Source organism: Myroides sp. C6-3 (assembly GCF_050522425.1).
Lineage (GTDB): Bacteria > Bacteroidota > Bacteroidia > Flavobacteriales > Flavobacteriaceae > Flavobacterium.
This window is the reverse complement of the sequence record NZ_JBMVQP010000010.1, coordinates 64,016-83,669: the sequence shown is the minus strand read 5'-3', so window position 1 is coordinate 83,669 and position 19,654 is coordinate 64,016. Positions and strand designations below refer to the sequence as shown.

General features: G+C 37.3%; 16 protein-coding genes. 3 read left to right on the top strand and 13 right to left on the bottom strand.

The window, feature by feature from the left end:
* Positions 1-40: 40 nt before the first annotated feature.
* The 8 genes from ACPDG9_RS06210 to ACPDG9_RS06175 form a co-directional block, all read right to left on the bottom strand.
* A complete protein-coding gene (locus ACPDG9_RS06210) occupies positions 41-913 on the bottom strand; it encodes a helix-turn-helix domain-containing protein (protein WP_430526895.1) in 873 nt (290 codons plus the stop codon).
* A 95-nt stretch (positions 914-1,008) separates the two neighbouring features.
* Positions 1,009-2,142 (bottom strand): N-acetyl-alpha-D-glucosaminyl L-malate synthase BshA, encoded by a 1,134-nt coding sequence (bshA, locus tag ACPDG9_RS06205; RefSeq protein WP_430526894.1) that lies wholly within the window; start codon positions 2,140-2,142, stop codon positions 1,009-1,011.
* 115 nt (positions 2,143-2,257) lie between these two features.
* Positions 2,258-5,152 carry a glycoside hydrolase family 3 N-terminal domain-containing protein gene (locus tag ACPDG9_RS06200; RefSeq protein WP_430526893.1) on the bottom strand — a complete coding sequence of 965 codons (2,895 nt, stop codon included), beginning with the start codon at positions 5,150-5,152 and terminating at the stop codon, positions 2,258-2,260.
* Between the two features lie 381 nt (positions 5,153-5,533).
* Positions 5,534-6,019, bottom strand: coding sequence for an ABC transporter ATPase (locus ACPDG9_RS06195; protein WP_430526892.1), 486 nt, complete (start codon positions 6,017-6,019; stop codon positions 5,534-5,536).
* A gap of 3 nt (positions 6,020-6,022) precedes the next feature.
* Positions 6,023-6,814, bottom strand: coding sequence for a (Fe-S)-binding protein (locus ACPDG9_RS06190; protein ID WP_430526891.1), 792 nt, complete (start codon positions 6,812-6,814; stop codon positions 6,023-6,025).
* Positions 6,815-6,871: 57 nt separating this feature from the next.
* Positions 6,872-8,197, bottom strand: coding sequence for a 4Fe-4S dicluster domain-containing protein (locus ACPDG9_RS06185; RefSeq protein ID WP_430526890.1), 1,326 nt, complete (start codon positions 8,195-8,197; stop codon positions 6,872-6,874).
* A gap of 70 nt (positions 8,198-8,267) precedes the next feature.
* Positions 8,268-9,182: an MlaD family protein gene (locus tag ACPDG9_RS06180; protein WP_430526889.1), complete on the bottom strand. Its 915-nt coding sequence runs from the start codon at positions 9,180-9,182 to the stop codon at positions 8,268-8,270.
* Positions 9,183-9,240: 58 nt separating this feature from the next.
* A complete protein-coding gene (locus ACPDG9_RS06175; protein WP_430526888.1) occupies positions 9,241-10,356 on the bottom strand; it encodes an N-acetylmuramoyl-L-alanine amidase family protein in 1,116 nt (371 codons plus the stop codon).
* A gap of 123 nt (positions 10,357-10,479) precedes the next feature.
* Between ACPDG9_RS06175 and ACPDG9_RS06170 the strand changes: the two genes are divergently transcribed.
* Entirely contained in the window at positions 10,480-13,170 is a 2,691-nt protein-coding gene (locus ACPDG9_RS06170; RefSeq protein WP_430526887.1) for a putative LPS assembly protein LptD, read from the top strand.
* 12 nt (positions 13,171-13,182) lie between these two features.
* Entirely contained in the window at positions 13,183-13,566 is a 384-nt protein-coding gene (locus ACPDG9_RS06165; RefSeq protein WP_430526886.1) for a RidA family protein, read from the top strand.
* Positions 13,567-13,881: 315 nt separating this feature from the next.
* Here the strand turns inward: ACPDG9_RS06165 and ACPDG9_RS06160 are convergent, their stop codons facing one another.
* From ACPDG9_RS06160 to pfkA, 4 genes are read right to left on the bottom strand one after another with little or no spacing between them, the layout of a single operon-like run.
* Positions 13,882-14,250 carry a methylglyoxal synthase gene (locus tag ACPDG9_RS06160; RefSeq protein ID WP_430526885.1) on the bottom strand — a complete coding sequence of 123 codons (369 nt, stop codon included), beginning with the start codon at positions 14,248-14,250 and terminating at the stop codon, positions 13,882-13,884.
* Between the two features lie 7 nt (positions 14,251-14,257).
* Positions 14,258-15,103 (bottom strand): BadF/BadG/BcrA/BcrD ATPase family protein, encoded by an 846-nt coding sequence (locus tag ACPDG9_RS06155; RefSeq protein ID WP_430526884.1) that lies wholly within the window; start codon positions 15,101-15,103, stop codon positions 14,258-14,260.
* 12 nt (positions 15,104-15,115) lie between these two features.
* Complete coding sequence (gap, locus tag ACPDG9_RS06150; protein WP_430526883.1) at positions 15,116-16,117, bottom strand: type I glyceraldehyde-3-phosphate dehydrogenase; 1,002 nt, start codon at positions 16,115-16,117, stop codon at positions 15,116-15,118.
* A gap of 26 nt (positions 16,118-16,143) precedes the next feature.
* Positions 16,144-17,130 carry a 6-phosphofructokinase gene (gene pfkA, locus ACPDG9_RS06145; protein ID WP_430526882.1) on the bottom strand — a complete coding sequence of 329 codons (987 nt, stop codon included), beginning with the start codon at positions 17,128-17,130 and terminating at the stop codon, positions 16,144-16,146.
* 322 nt (positions 17,131-17,452) lie between these two features.
* Between pfkA and rlmD the strand changes: the two genes are divergently transcribed.
* Positions 17,453-18,865, top strand: coding sequence for a 23S rRNA (uracil(1939)-C(5))-methyltransferase RlmD (gene rlmD / locus ACPDG9_RS06140; protein ID WP_430526881.1), 1,413 nt, complete (start codon positions 17,453-17,455; stop codon positions 18,863-18,865).
* A gap of 64 nt (positions 18,866-18,929) precedes the next feature.
* Here rlmD and ACPDG9_RS06135 read toward each other — a convergent pair whose 3' ends face one another.
* Positions 18,930-19,652, bottom strand: coding sequence for a TIGR00730 family Rossman fold protein (locus ACPDG9_RS06135; protein WP_430526880.1), 723 nt, complete (start codon positions 19,650-19,652; stop codon positions 18,930-18,932).
* Positions 19,653-19,654 lie beyond the last annotated feature (2 nt).

Below are 19,654 nucleotides of genomic sequence, written 5' to 3'. Positions count from 1 at the left end.
TACAAATATAGAATTGATACGAAAAAAAGCCCTTGTGTATTTACAGCGTTTTATTGTACATATTATAACTCTCTCGAAATTGACCTGGTGTCATATTTTGCCATTTTTTAAAGTAATGATTGAAATAGCCTGTATCTTGAAACCCCAATTCATAGGCAATTTCCTTGATTGACAAATCCGTCGTAATCAACAAGCGTTCTGCTTCAAGAATAATGCGTTGCTGAATACAGTGACTCGCAGAAATCCCTAGTATTTTCTTAGCGCGTATATTGAGGTAATTGGGTGTAATATTCAATTGATCCGCATAAAAAGCCACTTGATTTTGTGTTTTAAAATGAACCTCTAACAAGGTTTTAAATTCTTGTATTTTAAGGTCTTTTGTTTGCCTTTCCACAACAGGATAAGCCCTAGAATAGAACTGTTGAATCTTCTTTAAGAGCAAGAAAAACTGCAAAACACTAATTTCTTGACCAATAGGTGTTTCATCTGGCAAAAGTTGATGCAGCTTGTTTAGCTCTATGTTTAAACTTTCATAAGTAGTAGCTGTTAGTTCTAGAACAGGAGGTACATCCATTTGAAAAAAAGGCAAAGTACTTAGGCGATTTCCAAGGTGAATTGCTCCTGTTGAAAACATCAATTGATAGCCCATCGTATCTTCAGCAAGCTTCCAATAATGCACTTGTTGTGGACGTAAAAAATGAACTTGGTAGGGTTTTACTTCTAGCTGTTTAAAGTCAATTTCGTGTACTCCTGTACCTTCTTCGACGAAGAGAATGAGATAAAAATCGTGCTTATGGGGCATAATCAAATCACTTCTCCCTTTTTCTTTATGTTGAAACAACGTAATCTCCCAGGGTTCTTCCCCCATGATCTTCGATCGACTCCAAGTCTCTATAGCTGTTTTCTTATTCATCCTGTAACTGCTCCTAATTGATTGACAAGAACAATTTAATCAAAAAAAAACTCGCTTCTTAATCGAAACGAGTTTTTCTTCTTTATGTCTGTTGTTTACTTCTTTTTTAAAGCTACAGCTTTGTCGTATAAATTTTCATAAATAGGCAAGATTTCGCTGATTTGAAAGCGCTTTGCCGTTTTTCTCGCACCTTCTTTAAAACGACATAAAGTATCTTCATCCTTTAGAATGTCCAAGGCGTTCTTAACCATATCATCGACATCTTTCACCTCACTGAGATAACCTGAAACACCGTGATCATTAACTTCTGGTAAACCACCTGTATTACTCGAAATAACAGGAACACCCACTGCCATTGCTTCTAATGCTGCTAATCCGAAACTCTCTGTCTCTGAGGGTAGTAAAAATAAGTCAGAATAGCCTAAAATCTGATTGACTTCTGTACTGTTTCCAAAGAAGATAATCTTATCGTATATTCCCAACTCCATCGCCAAACGCTCTGCCTTTTCTTTTTCAGGTCCATCGCCAACCAGCATTAATTTTGCAGGAACAACTTGTTGGATACCATAAAAAATCTTTACGACATCTCCAATGCGTTTTACCTTTCTAAAATTACTGATATGCGTAATAATAAACTCCCCTTTTTCCGCCATCGCACTTCGTTTACAAGGCGTTTCTGAATAGTCTACATCCTTTACTTCTATGAAGTTAGGTATTACACAGATTTCTTTTTTGCTTTGAAACAGCTCATACGTAGACTGTTTCAAAGATTCCGATACGGAAGTGACAAAGTCTGATTGATTAATACTAAAAGTAACCGCTGTTTTGTAGTTAGGATGATTTCCGACCAACGTAATATCCGTTCCGTGTAATGTCGTAATCATAGGTAAATCAATCCCCTCTTCCTTCAACATTTGCTTGGCCATATACCCTGCGTAAGCATGTGGAATCGCATAATGCACATGCAAGACATCAATATTGAATAATTTAACGATATCGACTAATTTACTAGATAAAGCTAGTTCATACGGTTGATAGTGAAACAAAGGATATTCAGGTACATTAACTTCGTGGTAATAAATCTTTGGATTTAATAAAGCTAAACGAACAGGTTGACTATAGGTGATAAAATGTACTTCATGATCTCTTTTTGCTAGTTCCAAACCTAGCTCTGTAGCTACAACCCCACTTCCGCCGAAAGTTGGGTAGCATACGATTGCGATTTTCATATATGAATTATTTGGTGCTTAAAGATACTTCGAAAAATTTATACTAAGTAAAAATTTACCTTTTGATTATATAGAATACAAACTATTTAACAAAAGTATCCTTTGCCCTTCCTTCTTACTTTACAATTGACTCGTAAATAACTTGTTGAATATTTTCTCGTATATTTTCTTTGGATAAGCGATTGACATTTGAATCAGGATAGGTACGATTAGACAGGAACACATAGACAAGATCATTTTCAGGATCAGCCCAAGCCATTGTACCTGTAAATCCGGTATGTCCAAAACTAGTTAGCGAAGCACACCCACACGTTGGTCCTGGTTTGCCAACTTGTTGTGGTTTGTCAAAACCAATCCCCCTTCTATTTCCTTTCTCGCAGTAGATACAAGTATTAAAAACTTCGAACGTAGACTTTGAAAAGAATTGCTCCTCTCCATAATGCCCTTCATTCAAATACATTTGCATGATTTTAGCCACATCCAAAGCTGTACCGAAAAGTCCAGCATGCCCTGCAACCCCACCTTGCATAGCGGCCCCCATATCATGTACATACCCGTGAACGGTAGTGTATCGGTAATAGTTATCTTCTTCTGTCGGTGTAATTTCACTTGCCTTAAATTTACGCAAAGGCAAATACGTTAATCGATTCGCTCCAATCGATTGGTACAACTTTTCTTGCACCAACTGATCCAACGTACGGTAGTAGGTACGTTCGATGTATTCTTTTAAAGTAATAAACCCCAAATCGCTGTACTTATACTCTTTTTTAGTCGCCAATTTACTGTTGGCAATTTCTTCCAACATCGTTTGCGTATAGTCCTTTTTTATAAATAACTGTTCACTTACTTGCGTAGGAAACTCCGGAGAAAATTGGGTGCGATACAACGCGCTATCTGGGCGTGAAACACTGTCTAGCGTATTTTTATAAAAGGGAATCCAAGCGACCAATCCCGATTGATGCGTCAGTAGGTCTTTTACAGTAATATCTTGCTTATCCGTTCCTTTAAATTCAGGTACTAAATCTCCTAATTTAGATTGCATGGTGATTTTGTGCTCATCGTATAACTTCATCACCAGTGGAAGTGTTCCTAAAATCTTAGTCAACGATGCCAAGTCATATAAATCTGTGTTTTTCACTGGGTATTCTGGTAGATAGGTATGATAGCCAAACGATTTATTGTACACGACCTTACCATGGCGAGCCACCAAAATTTGAGCACCTGGGGTCAGTTTTTGATCAACCGCATATTGGGCAATGCTGTCTATTTTATGCAATACCACAGGATCTAATCCTTCGTTAGCGGGTGTTGAAAACCCAAGACGATCCAAAGGTTTTGTCTTAATACCAGTTCCTACATCGTACTTATCCGTAATGGTTACGGGTAGTTCTCCTTTTGCACCTAAAGCACCAAAAACAACTTGAGCAGCCGCTTGTTCCGCAAAAGTATTATTCTGATATCCAACAACTAAAGCCTCTAAATCTTTAATTTCTTCTTCAATTCCACTCAAAGCATAGGGCTTAGCAAACGATACCAAAATCGTTTTCTTCGCCTTTGCAATTTGTCCGACAATTGCTTTTTCTTCCTTAGATAAATTTTGATTTCTCCAAGGATTATCCACCTTGTGATACCCAATAACAACGAGTGAATAGTCTTTTAAACGAGTAAGATCTGTAGCAGCTACTACATCTATAGCTGCATAATTTTGCATCATTTCAAGAAAAGGGGTGCCATCATCGTCTCCTAAGGAAACATAGGCAATCTTTTCATGTGCTAATTTGCGAATCGGAATGAGCTTGTTGCTATTCTTGACTAAGGTGATCGCTTCGTTGTACAATTTAGTATTCAGATCGTCGTATTCAGCTGCATTGAGATCTTCGACAAGATTGGTCTCGTTAATTATCAATGGATTAGTCAATCCCACTTTATACTTATAGCTCAACACCTTTTTAACGGAATACGCCAATCGGCTTTCGCTAATCTCGCCTAATTCAAACGCTTCTTTTAGTTTTACAACTGCTTTGTCAACATCTTCAGAAAACAACAATAAATCATTTCCAGCCTTAAATGCTGCTAGATCCACTTCTCCAGGAGACAAATAACTAGCAACACCTTTCATATTCAACGCATCGGTGAATATAAGCCCTTCAAATTCAAGCTCTTCTCTTAGCAACTTAGTCACTACATTATAGGACAGAGAACTCGGAATGGCATCGTTTGGTTCATAAGCTGGGAAATTTAAGTGAGCAACCATCACACTCGAAAGTCCTTGTTTGATCAACTTCTTATACGGATACAATTCCACCTGATTCAAGCGATCTTTGTCTAAATCAATTAAGGGTAAATTGTAATGAGAATCTGTCGAAGTATCACCGTGACCTGGAAAATGTTTTGCCGTTGCAAAAAGCCCCTCGCTTTGATATCCCTTCATGAAAGCCAACGCTCTATCGGTGACAATTTCTCTCGTTTCGCCATAAGAACGAACACCAATAATTGGGTTATTCGGATTGTTATTCACATCGACAACCGGTCCAAAATTAAAGTGTAATCCGATGCGTTTTGATTGCTTCGCCATCGCTTTACCCGTTGCTTCAATGAGCGCTAGGTTTTGAACCGCACCCAAGGTCATATTATACGGAAAGCGATAGGTCGAATCCAATCGCATTCGCAATCCCCATTCTCCATCAATTCCCACAAGTAAAGGCAGTTTACTTTGCCTTTGCAAGCGATTTGCAATTTGCGCTTGTCGTTGTGGTCCACCTTGAAAAAAGATCAATCCCCCCACGTGATTCGCATCCACTAAGCGCTCTAGTTCTGCCACGTGTTTCTCATTCTTATTCGAATAAGCTGCTACCATAAATAGCTGCCCAATTCTGCGCTCTAAAGACATCGAATTATAAACACTATCAACCCATTGGCGTTGTTGAATTTCAGAAGAATAAAATTTAGTATTAGGTTGTCCGTGAGACAAAAAAGGGAGTAACAAAAGTGTTAATAATACTCTTTTCATAGATTTTTTAGCTTTTCTTAAATATAGGAATCCTCTAAAGAAATACCAATAGAAAAATGTCCTCCTTGCAAACTTAACAAATATGCTTTACATAAAAAAGACCCCATACAAGCATCATCTTTAAATAAACCTAGTATTTTATATAAAAAAGTACACTATCTAAGTAAAAAACACAACATAGATAAGAATATTTTTATCTTTTTTCAATCACTACATTAACTCCAACTTGTTTAGTATCAACTTCTTTTCAACACATACACATGAAAAACACAGCCGTTTCCAATACGCTTTGCGATCAAATAGAATGAAAAAGGCAAAAAAAAATCACCATTAAAAAAATAACGGTGATTGATTTATTTTTAGTGGGATCCACATATTGTCCTATTTAAAGAAGCGGCTATGCCAACTTTCTTCTGCAGGTACTTCCCAGAACTCTCTATATTCTCCTAGATCGTTTACCAAGTTGTTAAACACAATAGTATTCGCAGAAACAGCTTTTGTCTTTACCATTTGTTTAAACTCCACCACTGTTTTAAAAGCGATAAACTCTCCCGTTTTATACGTCACGTTCATTTTGTCTAGTAAATCGACTGCGTATTTTTGTTCAATATCTTGAATAACGCGTACGGAAGCATCGATGGAGCATCCAGAAGCTGCGTGAATATCTTGATCTACAGCGAGGATGATAAATCGATTGTATTTAATCTCATATGAAGCAGTTAATGGTGTTGCATGAGCCACCCATTCTTCAGTAAACTGACGCATAACGGTGTCAATTTCTGCTACTTCTTCATCGGAAAATTTTCTATTCGACTGATAAATCCAAACTCTGGAATGATCAGGCATTTCTTCAAATGGCTTAAACATAGTTTATAAATCTTCTGCGTTTGCAATTAATTCGGCTACGTCAAGAACTTTAACTTCACCTTCTTTTTCTTTGAACTTCACACCATCAGTAAGCATGGTATTACAGAAAGGACATCCTGCTGCAATAATTTCAGCGTTTGTTCCTAAAGCTTCCTCTGTACGTTCTACGTGCACTTCTTTACTTCCGTTTTCTGGTTCTTTAAACAATTGTGCTCCACCAGCTCCACAGCAAAATCCATTCAATCGGGAACGCTTCATTTCTACCAACTCCGCATCTAATTTCTCAATCAATTGACGAGGTGCCTCAAACACATTATTTGCACGTCCTAAATAACAAGGATCGTGAAAGGTAATGCGTTTTCCTTTAAAACTTCCGCCTTCTATTGTTAAGCGTCCTTCATCAAGCAGCGATTTAAGAAATTGCGTATGATGTACAACTTCGTATTTCCCCCCTAATCCTGGATACTCATTCTTCAATGTATTAAAACAGTGTGGACAAGCGGTAACGATTTTCTTTACCTCATATCCATCCAATACTTGAATATTCATCATGGCTTGCATTTGAAAAGCGAACTCATTTCCAGCGCGTTTAGCTGGATCCCCCGTACATCCTTCTTCTGTACCTAGTACAGCGAAAGATACGTTGGCTTTGTTCAACAATTTTACAAATGCCTTTGTTATTTTTTTTGCTCTATCGTCAAAACTACCGGAACAACCTACCCAAAATAAAACATCCGGTTGTTCTCCTCTTGCCATCATTTCGGCCATTGTAGGCACTACTAAATTTTCTGACATAATTTATTGGTGTCTATTTAAAATCAACAGCTGTTGTCAATTTATCTTGTTAGTTACTTAGTTTTCGTCCTTCCAGTTTAAGCGATCCATTTGGTTATACTGCCATGGTGCACCGTTGTTTTCGATATTTTGCATCATATTGTTTAATTCAATTGGTGCCGCACTTTGTTCCATAACTAAGAATCTTCTCATATCCATAATAATAGATAAAGGACTAATATCGATTGGACATTCTTCCACACATGCATTACACGTATTACATGCCCAAAGTTCCTCCGGCGTAATATAATCGTTTAACAGTGTTTTGCCATCGTCTACAAACGTACCGTTATTTGCATCTAATATTTTGCTTACATCCTCCAAGCGATCGCGCGTTGACATCATGATCTTACGAGGAGATAATTTTTTTCCTGTTGTATTTTGTGGACAAGACGAAGTACATCTACCACATTCTGTACAAGAATAGGCATTCATCAACTGTACCCAATTCAAATCCATCACATCTTGTGCACCGAATTTCTCTGGCTCACCTACTGGTTCAGCGGGTGCTGCAAATGGGTCAGCATTAGGATCCATCATTAAAGCTACCTCATTCTTCACAGACTCTAGATTATCAAATTCTCCTTGCGGTTCTAAATTCGCATAATACGTGTTAGGGAACGCTAAGAAAATGTGTAAATGTTTAGAATAATACAAGTAGTTCATAAAGAACATTACGCCAATAATATGCGCCCACCAACAAAAACGCTCAATAAAAGCAACGGTGGCAAAATCCATTCCACTAAACACAGGGCTTAATAAACTTGAAATAGGGAATGATCCTACAGCTGTATAATGCGTATAATTATTTACTTGCAAATAGTAATCTGCGGCATTCATTACTAAAAAGAAAACCATCAAGATTGTTTCAATGTAGATGATATTATTTGCGTCACGCTTCGCCCATCCTTCTAGTTCGGGTTGGTTTAAGCGTTTTAATTTCAATATATTTCTTCGAATCCAAAAAACAGCCACACCAAAAATAACGAGAAACGCCAACACTTCAAAACACGCAATTAGGACATCGTATGCCACGCCTAAAAAGCTAAATGCACGATGTGTCCCAAATAATCCATCGACAATAATTTCGAGCATTTCGATATTGATGATCACGAATCCCACATACACGAAGAGGTGTAAAATCGCAGGTATTGGACGTTTTACCATTTTGGATTGCCCCAATGCCACGCGAATCATATTGCGCCATCTTTCTTTAGGTCTATCGGTACGGTCGATGTCTCGACCCAACTTAATATTGCGAATTAATTTCTTTACATTTCGAATAAAGAAGCCAAATCCAGCGATAAGTAATACTAAAAATAATGCTTGGCCTAAATACTGCATAGTTGTAATAAATTGTTTCTGTAAAGTTGTTAGTTTTTTTGGTTAGATTGGTTCTAAATTTCGCTTGAACTTACTTTTCTTGATAAGGTGTCGCTTTCTTACCAAAAAGTGAAAAGTGAACATAACGCTTCGGATGTTCTTTCAAATCGCGCATTAATAGTTCTAGTTCTTTCGAGGCTCCTGTTAGGTTGTTATACAATTCCTCGTCTTTTAATAACTTTCCTACAGAACCATTTCCATGCTCTATATCAGCAAGTATTTTGTCGATATTAGCTGAAGCTTGTTGTAAGTTAGCAAATGTTCCATTAATATCCAATTCGTTTAGCTCTTGAGAAAGCTCAACGAAATTTTCACTCATCACATTTAAGTTGCTCATCGTTCCGTTCAATTGAGGTTCGATCCCATGCATCAACTTATTCGCTCCCGCTAATGTTCCTTTCAATTCAGAAATACTCGATTTTAAATCCGCTTGCATTTGTTCATCCAAAATACCATTAACGGCAACTAGCATTGCGTTTGCATTTTGTAGCACTTCGTCTACTTTAGTTTTTAACGGTTCTAATTCTCCAACTAATTTCTCTGTTATGTCGAACTGTACGTCTCCTTTTAAATAGTGCCCTGATTCTGCATAATCCGTTTCTCCAAACTTAGGGTCAATCGAAATTCCTTTTCCACCTATTAATCCAGGGGAATAAATTGTCGCTACACTCGATTTTGCAATACTAATAGGATGAGACATCATTAACTCTACAACAAGCTTACCTGTTTGTGGGTTAATATTGATACGAGAAACCTTCCCTACTACTAATCCATTAATTGTGACATTAGAAGACGTGGTCAGTCCTTCAACGTTATCGTATTCAACATAATATTTAGTACTATTATCAAAAATATTTCTTCCATCTAAAAAAGAATATCCCCAAATAAATAAAGCAATCGCTCCTAATACTAAAATAGCTGTTCTAATTTCTCTAGATATTTTCAAAACTCTATATTTTTTTATAACACGCAAAAATAAACTTTTATTTTATAAAAAGCAGTGTTTATTTCAATGCCTCCTCTACCGAAATACTCTTTCCGTCTTTATACGCTACAATAAAGGAAGAGCTATGTCCTTTTGCCTTAGCTTCTTCTAAGAGTTTTTTGGCTTGATTGTAATCCGAGGTTTGGGAGTAAAAATACTTATTTACAGTAGCGCCTTTTTCCATTGTCACATTACTAAGTCCCTTAAAGTTCTTAGGTTTTAACTCTAAAACACGAGAGCTCGCGGCAATTTGGACTTTAAAAATCACCCCTTTTACCGTTTTTGCTTTTGTTTCTGTCTTTGTTTTCGTTGACGTCGACTCAGAAGATGAAGCAGTCGTTGTTGTACTCAAGCTTACCGTTGCATCTCCACCATAGTATGCGTTTTTGTATTCGACAATTCCCTTAGCAATAGATTCTGCTAATTCTTTTTGTCCTTTAGCCGACGTCAAATAAGCACCTTCGTCTTTGTTTGAAACAAAACCAAGCTCAATCAGGATACTCGGCATAAAAGCACCGTGTAAGACCCAAAAAGGCCCTTGCTTCACGCCTCTATTTTTTCGCTTTAAATCATAGGTAAATCCATCTTGTACACGACTTGCCAAATCAATACTCTGTTGAATGTAATCTTCTTGCATCAAGGTTAGACCAATGATTGACTCTGGTGCACTCGGATCAAAACCAGCGTATTTCGTTTTATAGTCATCCTCCATCATAATCACGGAGTTCTCCTTTTTCGCTACATCTAGGTTTGATTTATTTTTACTTAAACCCATAACATAGGTTTCAGTTCCATAAGCCGTGTTACCATCAACTCCATTACAGTGAATAGACACAAAAACATTTCCTCCTTTATCATTGGCAATGACAGAGCGTTGTTTCACTTCAACAAAGACATCTTTGTCTCTCGTATAAATCACTTCAATATCTTTGTGTTTTGCCAGAATTTTTCCTGTTTCTAAAGCCACAGCCAATACAATATCTTTCTCTACATTTCTAGAGTGATTGGTTCCGGAATCTTTTCCTCCATGGCCTGGATCTAATACTACCTTAAATTTTTTATTTTGCCCTAAGGTCGCAACCGTAAAGCATAGGAAAGAAAAAACTAACAGCAATTTAGCAACTCTATTGTTCATAAAAAAGTCGTTTAGAATTCGTTTAATATAAATTAAATTACATTTTTCAGAAAAAATATATGTAAGTTTGACACGTTAAAAACAACGGGTTTGATTTTACAAAAATAGCACATATTCATAGATTTGCGTACTAATATTTTTAATATCGTCATTGTTTTGTTTGTTTTAGGGATTTTTTCGTTCCCTAGAGTCAAAGCTCAAGAGTTCAACAAAACAACTACTTCACTGAGAGTCAACACAAAAGACCCCGAATCACTGAACGGTTTGGTTACGGATACTATTGCCCCATTACAGGATTCTATACCTGCAAAAACAGGGGCGAAAGACAGCATACAACCACCTGTTAAAGGCTATCTAGAAGATATTGTCTTCCGCAAAGCAAAAGACTACAATAAACTTGATCAAAAGAAAAAGCAGATCACACTATACAACGAAGCCGAGCTGAAGTATCAGGATTTTGAACTAACAGCAGGTATTATTGTATTCAATTACGAACAAAATCAAATTTACGCAGGTCGTATTAAAGACAGCGTTGGAAATTTAAGCCAAGCTCCCGTTTTCAAACAAGGAGGGCAAATCGTAGAACCGGATTCTATTGTGTACAACACCAAGTCACAACGTGCTTTAGTATGGCAATCGAGAACTTCTCAAGGGGAGTTCAATATTAAATCGGGCATGACAAAAAAGGAAAACGACTCGGTTTATTTCATGGAAGATGTAATCTTTACCACTGCTAAAGATTTAGATGATCCGGAATATTACTTCAAAACAAAAAAGGTAAAATTAGTACCCAATAAAAAAGTTGTAGTTGGACCTACTAACATGGTTATCGCAGACGTTCCTACTCCACTAGGACTTCCTTTTGCCTTTTTTCCGATGTCGGAAAAGGCAGAATCAGGATTTATCATTCCCAGTGTAGGGGAAACCAATCAACAAGGGTATTATTTACAAAATGGAGGGTACTACTTTGCCATGAGTGAAAAGGCAGATTTGACCCTACAAGGGGATTATTACACCAATGGTAGCTGGGCATTACGCACAAGTAGCTCCTACGCTAATCGCTATAAATACAATGGTCGTGTTTTGATCCGTTATGAAAATAACGTCTTTAGTGAAAGAGGGTTACCTGATTACCAAAAAAACACCATTTACAACATTCAATGGAATCACTCCCAAGATGCTAAAGCTAATCCGGGTTCTCGTTTTTCTGCTTCGGTCAATATGGGTAGTGGTAAATACTTCAGACAATCAAATAACTCCTATAACGTCGGGGCTTCTTTAAATAACACGATGAACTCTTCGATTAGTTATTCCAAAACATTTGAAAGCACCCCACAGGTGAATATGTCCCTTTCAGCCACACACTCGCAATCGACAAACACAGGGCGTATAAACATGTCACTTCCTACCATGCAAGTAAGTGTTGACCGTATGTTCCCTTTTGCACCAAAAAACGGATCTAAAAAGGGATTAATTAAAAATTTAAATCTTTCGTATAATGTTAGAGGAGAAAATCGCGTGAATATTCACGAAGACAACTTCTTTAAACAAGCGATGTTTGACAGCTTAAACACAGGATTCCAACATACGATTCCCATTACGACAAACTTTAAGTTATTTAAACATTTTTCTGTAACAGCAGGTGGTAGTTATAATGAAGTTTGGGTATTCAACACGCAAAAAAAACAATACAACGCTGAAACAAACAAAGTAGAAGATATTCGCGTCAATGGGTTTGATCGCTTTAATACGTATAATTTAAGTACAAATATTGGTACAACGATTTACGGTACATTCAATTTCAATAAGGACAGCAAAATTCAGGCTATTCGCCACGTTATGCGTCCAACTATGGGATATTCTTACACACCAAGTTTTGACAAGTATTACGATACGTATGCCATTGATGCAACAGGTTTGACGATGCAAGACTATACGCGCTTCCAAGGAGGATTGTTTGGCGCTCCAGGTAAGACGAACTCCAATATGTTAACCATGGGAGTGAGCAATACCTTCGAAGCAAAAGTAAGAGACGAAGAAGAGAAAGATGGGTTTAGAAAAGTTATGTTGCTCAACAACTTAAACCTTTCTACGAGCTATAATATGTCTGCCGATTCCTTGAAATGGGCACCCATGCGGGTATCTACAGGTACAGCTATTTTTCAAGACAAGATGCAAATCAACTTGGGGATGACCTTAGACCCTTATGCATTAAACAATAACAATCAGCGTATTGATATGTTCAATATCAATAATGGCGGTAGTTTATTTCGTTTAACGAGTGCTAACGTAACCGTAAACTGGTCTATGTCGAGTCGAGATCCTCTTTTTGGGAATACTGAAAAGCCCAATCAAAACTCTATGGATAATGGAGGTCGAGGTGATGATTTATTTGGTCAAGCGGGTAACCTTGGAGACAACAGACAGAGTATGTTCGACAACAAAGAAGATCGTCCTTTTGAAGGCTTTTACAATGCTAAACTACCGTGGGACTTAACCTTTGCTTACTCGTTGACTTACAACAACTCGGCAAGACAAAACGAAATATCCAACAACTCCGTTATGATGTCCGGAAACATTGAACTTACCCCGCGTTGGAAAGTAGGCTTCTCTTCGGGTTACGATTTTGTCCAAAAAGGAGTCACGTTTACTCAGTTGCGCTTTGAACGCGATTTACTGAGTTGGCGCATGGACTTTACTTGGGTTCCTATCGGAGCCTATACCAGTTGGGGCTTCTTCATTGGAATTAAATCGTCTATGTTGAGTGACATCAAGTGGGAAAAGCGAAAAGCTCCAGATAAACGCTATTTTTAATTCAATATAAGCATGAAAAAAACAATCATAAACTCAGATCAAGCACCTAAACCAATTGGTCCTTACAACCACGCTGTATTAGTTGGTGATTTATTGTTCATCTCTGGTCAAATTCCATTTAACCAAGCTACTGAAACACTAGTTACAACGGGAATTGAAGATGAAGCTAAACAAGTAATGGCTAACCTAAAAGCTATTTTAACGGAAGCAGGCATGACATTCGAAAACGTTGTAAAAGTAACAATCTTCTTAACTGATATGAATGATTTCGCTCAAGTAAATGAGATATACGGTAACTTCTTTCAAGCTGAAACAGCACCCGCACGTGAGTGTATTCAAGTGGTGAAATTACCCCGAAATGTCAATGTTGAGATTTCAATGATTGCTACAAAATAAAAAAAAGGGTGTCCTACTTAGGATACCCTTTTTTGGTTTACAGTTTACGGTATACAGTGAACGGTTGACCGTTAACAGTGAACAATATAACTCATCTTAGTACAAAAAGCATACTAGTTAATCAGTATCTAGTATGCTTTTTGTTTTTTTGTTGGGTACTTTTTTGTTTTACTTTCTCGATTAAAGAACAAGTAGTTTATTCAGAAAACACAAACTGTTAACGGTATGAACTTACAAAAAAAACCAACTCCTAAACAAAGGATTGGTTTTCTTTTATCGATAATCTTCTGTAAACTACTAACTATTAACAGTTTACTATTCTTCTATCGCCTTCAACAACAACTGAGCACTAGCCTCATTCGTTGCCAAGGGAACGTTGTGTACGTCACAAACGCGGAGCAACATATTAATATCAGGTTCATGGGCGTGCTTTCCTAAGGGATCTTTAAAAAACAACACCATATTTGTTTTCCCTTCCGCTACGCGAGCTGCTATTTGAGCATCTCCACCTAGTGGACCAGAAAGCATTCGCTTGACTTCAAAACCTGCTTTTTGAGCGATTCCTCCCGTTGTTCCAGTTGCGATTAGCTCTATTCCTGCTTTAGATAAAACGGCTCTATTTTTTTGAATAAAAGTCAACATTTCATCTTTTTTACCATCATGGGCAATGATTGCTATTTCCATTTTATTTCTATTTATGGTAATCAATTAATCCATCCAAAGGCTTTTGAATGATTTTCCCTACTGTTATGCCATTTTTAAGTAATACTGCTCTAAATTCATCCTGTAAAAAATAAGCAACTGACCCTACAAAATGCACAGGTACACTGCTCGATTCCGGATGACTTTTGATGTAGTGCTCAACAAAAAAAACCACTTGTTCTTCAATCATTGTTTGAAAAAACGGGTGAGCTTTATGTTCAATTAAAAAGGGTAAAAAAGAAGCTAGATAGGCATTGGGATTTTCTTTTTTATAAAAGTTGTACTTCACAACATCCGCATCTAAATCGTACTTCTGTGTAAATTTCTTTGCCAATTCACTAGGCATATAGTTTAAAAACAAGGCTTTGATCATCAATCGCCCTAGAGCACTACCACTACAGTCATCCATAGCCATATAGCCAAGTGATTGGACTTTTTGTTGGATTGTTTCTCCGTCGTAAAAAGACACATTCGAGCCTGTACCATTGATACAAACAATGCCTTTCTCACTTTTGCCTACTGTTGCGTAAACCGCTGCATACGTATCTTCGTGTACATTAATCGATTGACAATTAGAAAAATAAGAAGTAAAAAAATCGCTTACGGTTGTTTTACTTCGATTCGATCCACAGCCTGATCCATAAAAGTAAAGCTGGGTTACTTTATCTTTGTTTTTAGCAATATCTGGTACAGTATGGACGCGAGTATGAAACTCCTCTAAGGTAATAACTTCGGGATTAAGCCCAAGGCTTGTCACCGAAGTTAGTACTTTATTCTCTTGATCAAAAAAGATCCAATCTGCTTTTGTAGAACCGCTATCGACGATTATTTTCATTTATTTCTTGTATTACTTAACAGTGGTTAACAATACTGCCATATCAACCATTTTAGCGGCATAGCCATATTCGTTATCATACCAAGCAACGAATTTATAAAAAGTTTCGTTCAGCGCAATACCTGCTTTAGCATCAATAATACACGTATGTGTATCTGAAACAAAATCTTGAGAAACAACGTCATCCTCCACAAAGGCCATAATTCCCTTTAATTCATTCTCACTTGCGCGTTTAAAAACAGCCATTACTTCTTCATACGAGGTTGATTTCGCTAATTTCACTGTCAAGTCTACAACAGATACGTCTGCTGTAGGAACACGCATCGACATTCCCGTAATCTTGCCTTTTAAGGCAGGAATAACCTTACCGACTGCTTTTGCAGCACCAGTAGAAGCTGGAATAATATTATTCATAGCCGAACGCCCGCCTCTAAAATCTTTCTTAGAAGGTCCATCTACCGTATATTGAGTTGCTGTTGCTGCGTGAATAGTGGTCATCAATCCTTCTACGATTCCAAAAGAATCATTCAGCACTTTCGCCAAGGGCGCTAAACAGTTTGTCGTACAAGAAGCATTTGAAATAATGGTATCCGTTGCCTTTAAGTCTTTTTCATTTACCCCAAGCACAAACATAGGTGCATCTGGTGATGGAGAAGAAATCAACACTTTTTTAGCTCCTGCATCTAGGTGTTTTTGACATCCTTCAAGATCTTTAAATACCCCCGTACAATCAGCCACAACATCTACTTTCACTTCATCCCACTTCAACAATAGAGGGTCTCGCTCTGCCGTTACTCGAATTTCTTTTCCGTTGACGATTAAATGTCCTTCTACAACCTCTACCGTACCGTCAAAACGACCGTGTACTGAATCGTATTTAATTAAATACGCCAATTGCTCAACTGCCATTAAATCGTTAACTGCTACGATTTCAATATCATTTCTCTTTATTGCTTCTCTTAGCATTAAACGTCCTATACGTCCAAAACCATTGATACCTACTCTTGTTTTCATATTTGCTTTTTTATTTAATTCTATCCTTAAATTGTAATTATATCTGATACACGTAATAATTCGGCATCTACTGCTGTATGTCCTTTTACAATGTGATCTAAAGGAGTTAAGGCAACTTGATCATTGATTAACCCAACCATAAAATTCTTTCCTCCCTCTAGCAAAGTTTCGACAGCCTTCACGCTCAATCGACTCGCTAAAACACGGTCAAAACACGAAGGTGCTCCCCCTCTTTGCATATGACCTAAAACGGATACACGAACCTCATACTCTGGCAAGTGTTCTTCTACGTACTCCCCTAGTTCAAATACGTTTTTACCTAACTTCTCTCCTTCTGCCACAATGACAATACTCGAAGATTTACCTGATAATTTGCTTTTCTTTAGCGATTCTAATAGGCGTTCTAAGCCAAGGTTTTCTTCTGGGATGATGATTTCCTCAGCACCTGCCCCTATTCCCGCATTTAAGGCAATATGTCCTGCATCACGTCCCATAACCTCAACAAAGAACAAACGCTTATGCGAACTGGCTGTATCTCTAATCTTATCCACTGCGTCTACAACCGTATTTAAAGCGGTATCAAATCCAATGGTGTGACTTGTTCCGTTGATGTCATTATCGATGGTTCCTGGAATCCCCATCACAGGAATGTCAAATTCTTTACTCAACAGCATTGCCCCAGTAAAACTGCCATCTCCTCCAATGACAATTAAAGCGTCAATCTGTGCTTTTTTCAAATTTTCATATGCTGTTTTTCTTCCTTCTTCTGTTCGAAATGCAGCACTTCTCGCCGTCTTTAAGATCGTTCCTCCCTTATTAATGATATAATTCACATCGCGAGGCCCTAGTACTTCAAAATCTCCTTCTACTAAACCTTGAAATCCACGAAATACTCCTACACACATCACATCGTGATACGAACAAGTACGGACAATAGCTCTAATTGCTGCGTTCATTCCCGGTGCATCTCCACCTGAAGTTAAAACCCCTATCTTCCTTATAAGGTTACTCATAATTACTTTACTTTTTTAGTAAATTTAAACAATACCGAAGACTAAATCAATCCATAATTGCGATTTATTTAGGCCTTTGTTATTATAATTTTGTTAAAATACAAAAAAGCCCTACAATCCACTGACTCCGTGTTAGGCTACAAAAAAACGATGGAGCGCGGATAGCCTTGGTATACATTAAATAGAATTGTTATAAATTACAAATCACTTGTTTCAAACAAAACACAATAAACTAAAAACCAATCACTTAAATAAAAACAAATCTTCTTTTACAAAAAGATAAAAATCTTCCACGAAAGAAAATTAAAGCTATTTTTGTGGCATGAAAAGAAAGAGAACAGAAAGAATCGTATTCGAAAACGTAGAAGTCCTTGATGCAGGTGCAAAAGGCGTTTCAGTAGCTAAGGCTCCTGATGGGAAAGTTATATTTATTCCCAATGTTGTTCCAGGAGATGTCATTGATATCCAAACCGTTAAAAAGCGCAAAGCGTATTACGAGGGAATTGCTATAAAAATTCACAGCTTTTCTAAGAACCGTATTGAACCTGTTTGTCAGCATTTCGGGGCTTGTGGAGGTTGTAAATGGCAAAATATGTCCTATGATCAACAGTTGTTTTACAAAAACCAAGAGGTTCAAAACAACCTCAAGCGAATTGGCAAAATAGAGTTACCTGAATTTGAACCTATCTTAGGTTCTGAAAAGACTTTATTTTACAGAAATAAAATGGAATTTTCCTTTTCTAATGCACGTTGGTTAACACCCGAAGAGATTGCAAGTGGAGATGAAATTGGAAAAGAAAATGCGCTAGGCTTTCACATTCCAAAAATGTGGGATAAGATTTTAGACATTCAAAAATGTCATTTACAACAAGATCCTTCTAACGCAATCCGCAATGAAATTCGAGAGTTTGCCAATGCAAATAACCTTTCGTTCTTCAATCCGAGAGAACAAGAAGGACTACTGCGTACTTTGATGATTCGCACAAGTTCGATTGGAGAAGTCATGGTGATGATTCAGTTCTTCTATGACAACAAGCAAGAAAGAGAATTAGTACTGGATCACTTAGCTGCGAAATTTCCTGCAATAACTTCTTTACAGTATGTTGTCAATAGCAAAGCAAATGATACCATATACGACCAAGATGTTGTGCTGTACAAAGGTCGCGATTACATCTTAGAAGAGATGGAAGGCTTGCAATTCAGCATCAATGCGAAGTCGTTCTACCAAACGAATTCGGATCAAGCCTATGAATTGTATAAGATTACGCGTGACTATGCCGAATTAACAGGCAATGAATTAGTTTTTGACTTGTACACGGGTACAGGGACAATTGCGCAATTCGTTTCTAAAAAAGCAAAAAAAGTAGTTGGTGTTGAAGCTGTTCCAGAGGCAATTGCCGATGCAAAAATCAACGCAGAACGCAACAGTATAACAAACTGTGATTTCTTTGTTGGAGATATGAAAAATGTATTCAATGATGAATTCATTGCTACGCATGGACATCCAGATGTTATTATCACAGATCCACCGCGAGATGGAATGCACAAGGATGTTGTTGAAATGCTTTTAAAAGTAGCACCGAAACGCATTGTGTATGTAAGTTGTAATTCAGCTACGCAGGCCAGAGATTTAGCGTTACTAGATGAAAAATACAAAGTAACTAAAGTGCGTCCTGTGGATATGTTTCCGCAAACACACCACGTTGAAAATGTGGTTCAATTGGAATTAAAATAGCCTAATCCTATAGAAAAAGCCAGTGCAGTGCACTGGCTTTTTTATTGCTGCGTTTACCTCTAACTTAAAAGTTGGGTTTCAACGTGTACTTTTTATAAAACGCATCGATGCGTTCCACTACTTCATCTGCCGTATCTACCAATTGAATCAAATTCATGTCTTCTGGTGAAATAGTCGAATACTTCGCCAATAATACGTTTTTAATCCAATCTAACATACCGCCCCAAAAATCAGTTCCCACTAAAATGATCGGAAATTTAGCTATTTTTTTGGTTTGAATTAACGTGATCGCTTCAAACAATTCATCGAGTGTTCCAAATCCACCTGGCATCACAACAAATCCCTGTGAATACTTGACAAACATCACTTTGCGTACAAAGAAATAATCAAATTGAATATTTTTATCATTGTCTATATACGGATTAAAATGCTGCTCAAACGGCAATTCAATATTCAACCCAACAGAAACTCCTTTACCTAAATGAGCGCCTTTATTACCAGCTTCCATAATTCCAGGTCCTCCACCTGTAATCACACCGTAACCAGCTTTACTCACTTTGAATGCAATTTCTTCTGCTAATTTGTAATACGGGTCTTCTTTTTGTGTTCGCGCTGAACCAAAGATAGAAATACAAGGCCCAATACGCCCCATTTTCTCATATCCATTAACAAACTCAGACATGATTTTAAAGATTCCCCATGAATCGTTTGTTTTTATTTCTGTCCAAGATTTTTGCTTGAATTTTTCTTGGATTTTCTCCTCTTCATTTCCTAAATTTTCTTTCATAA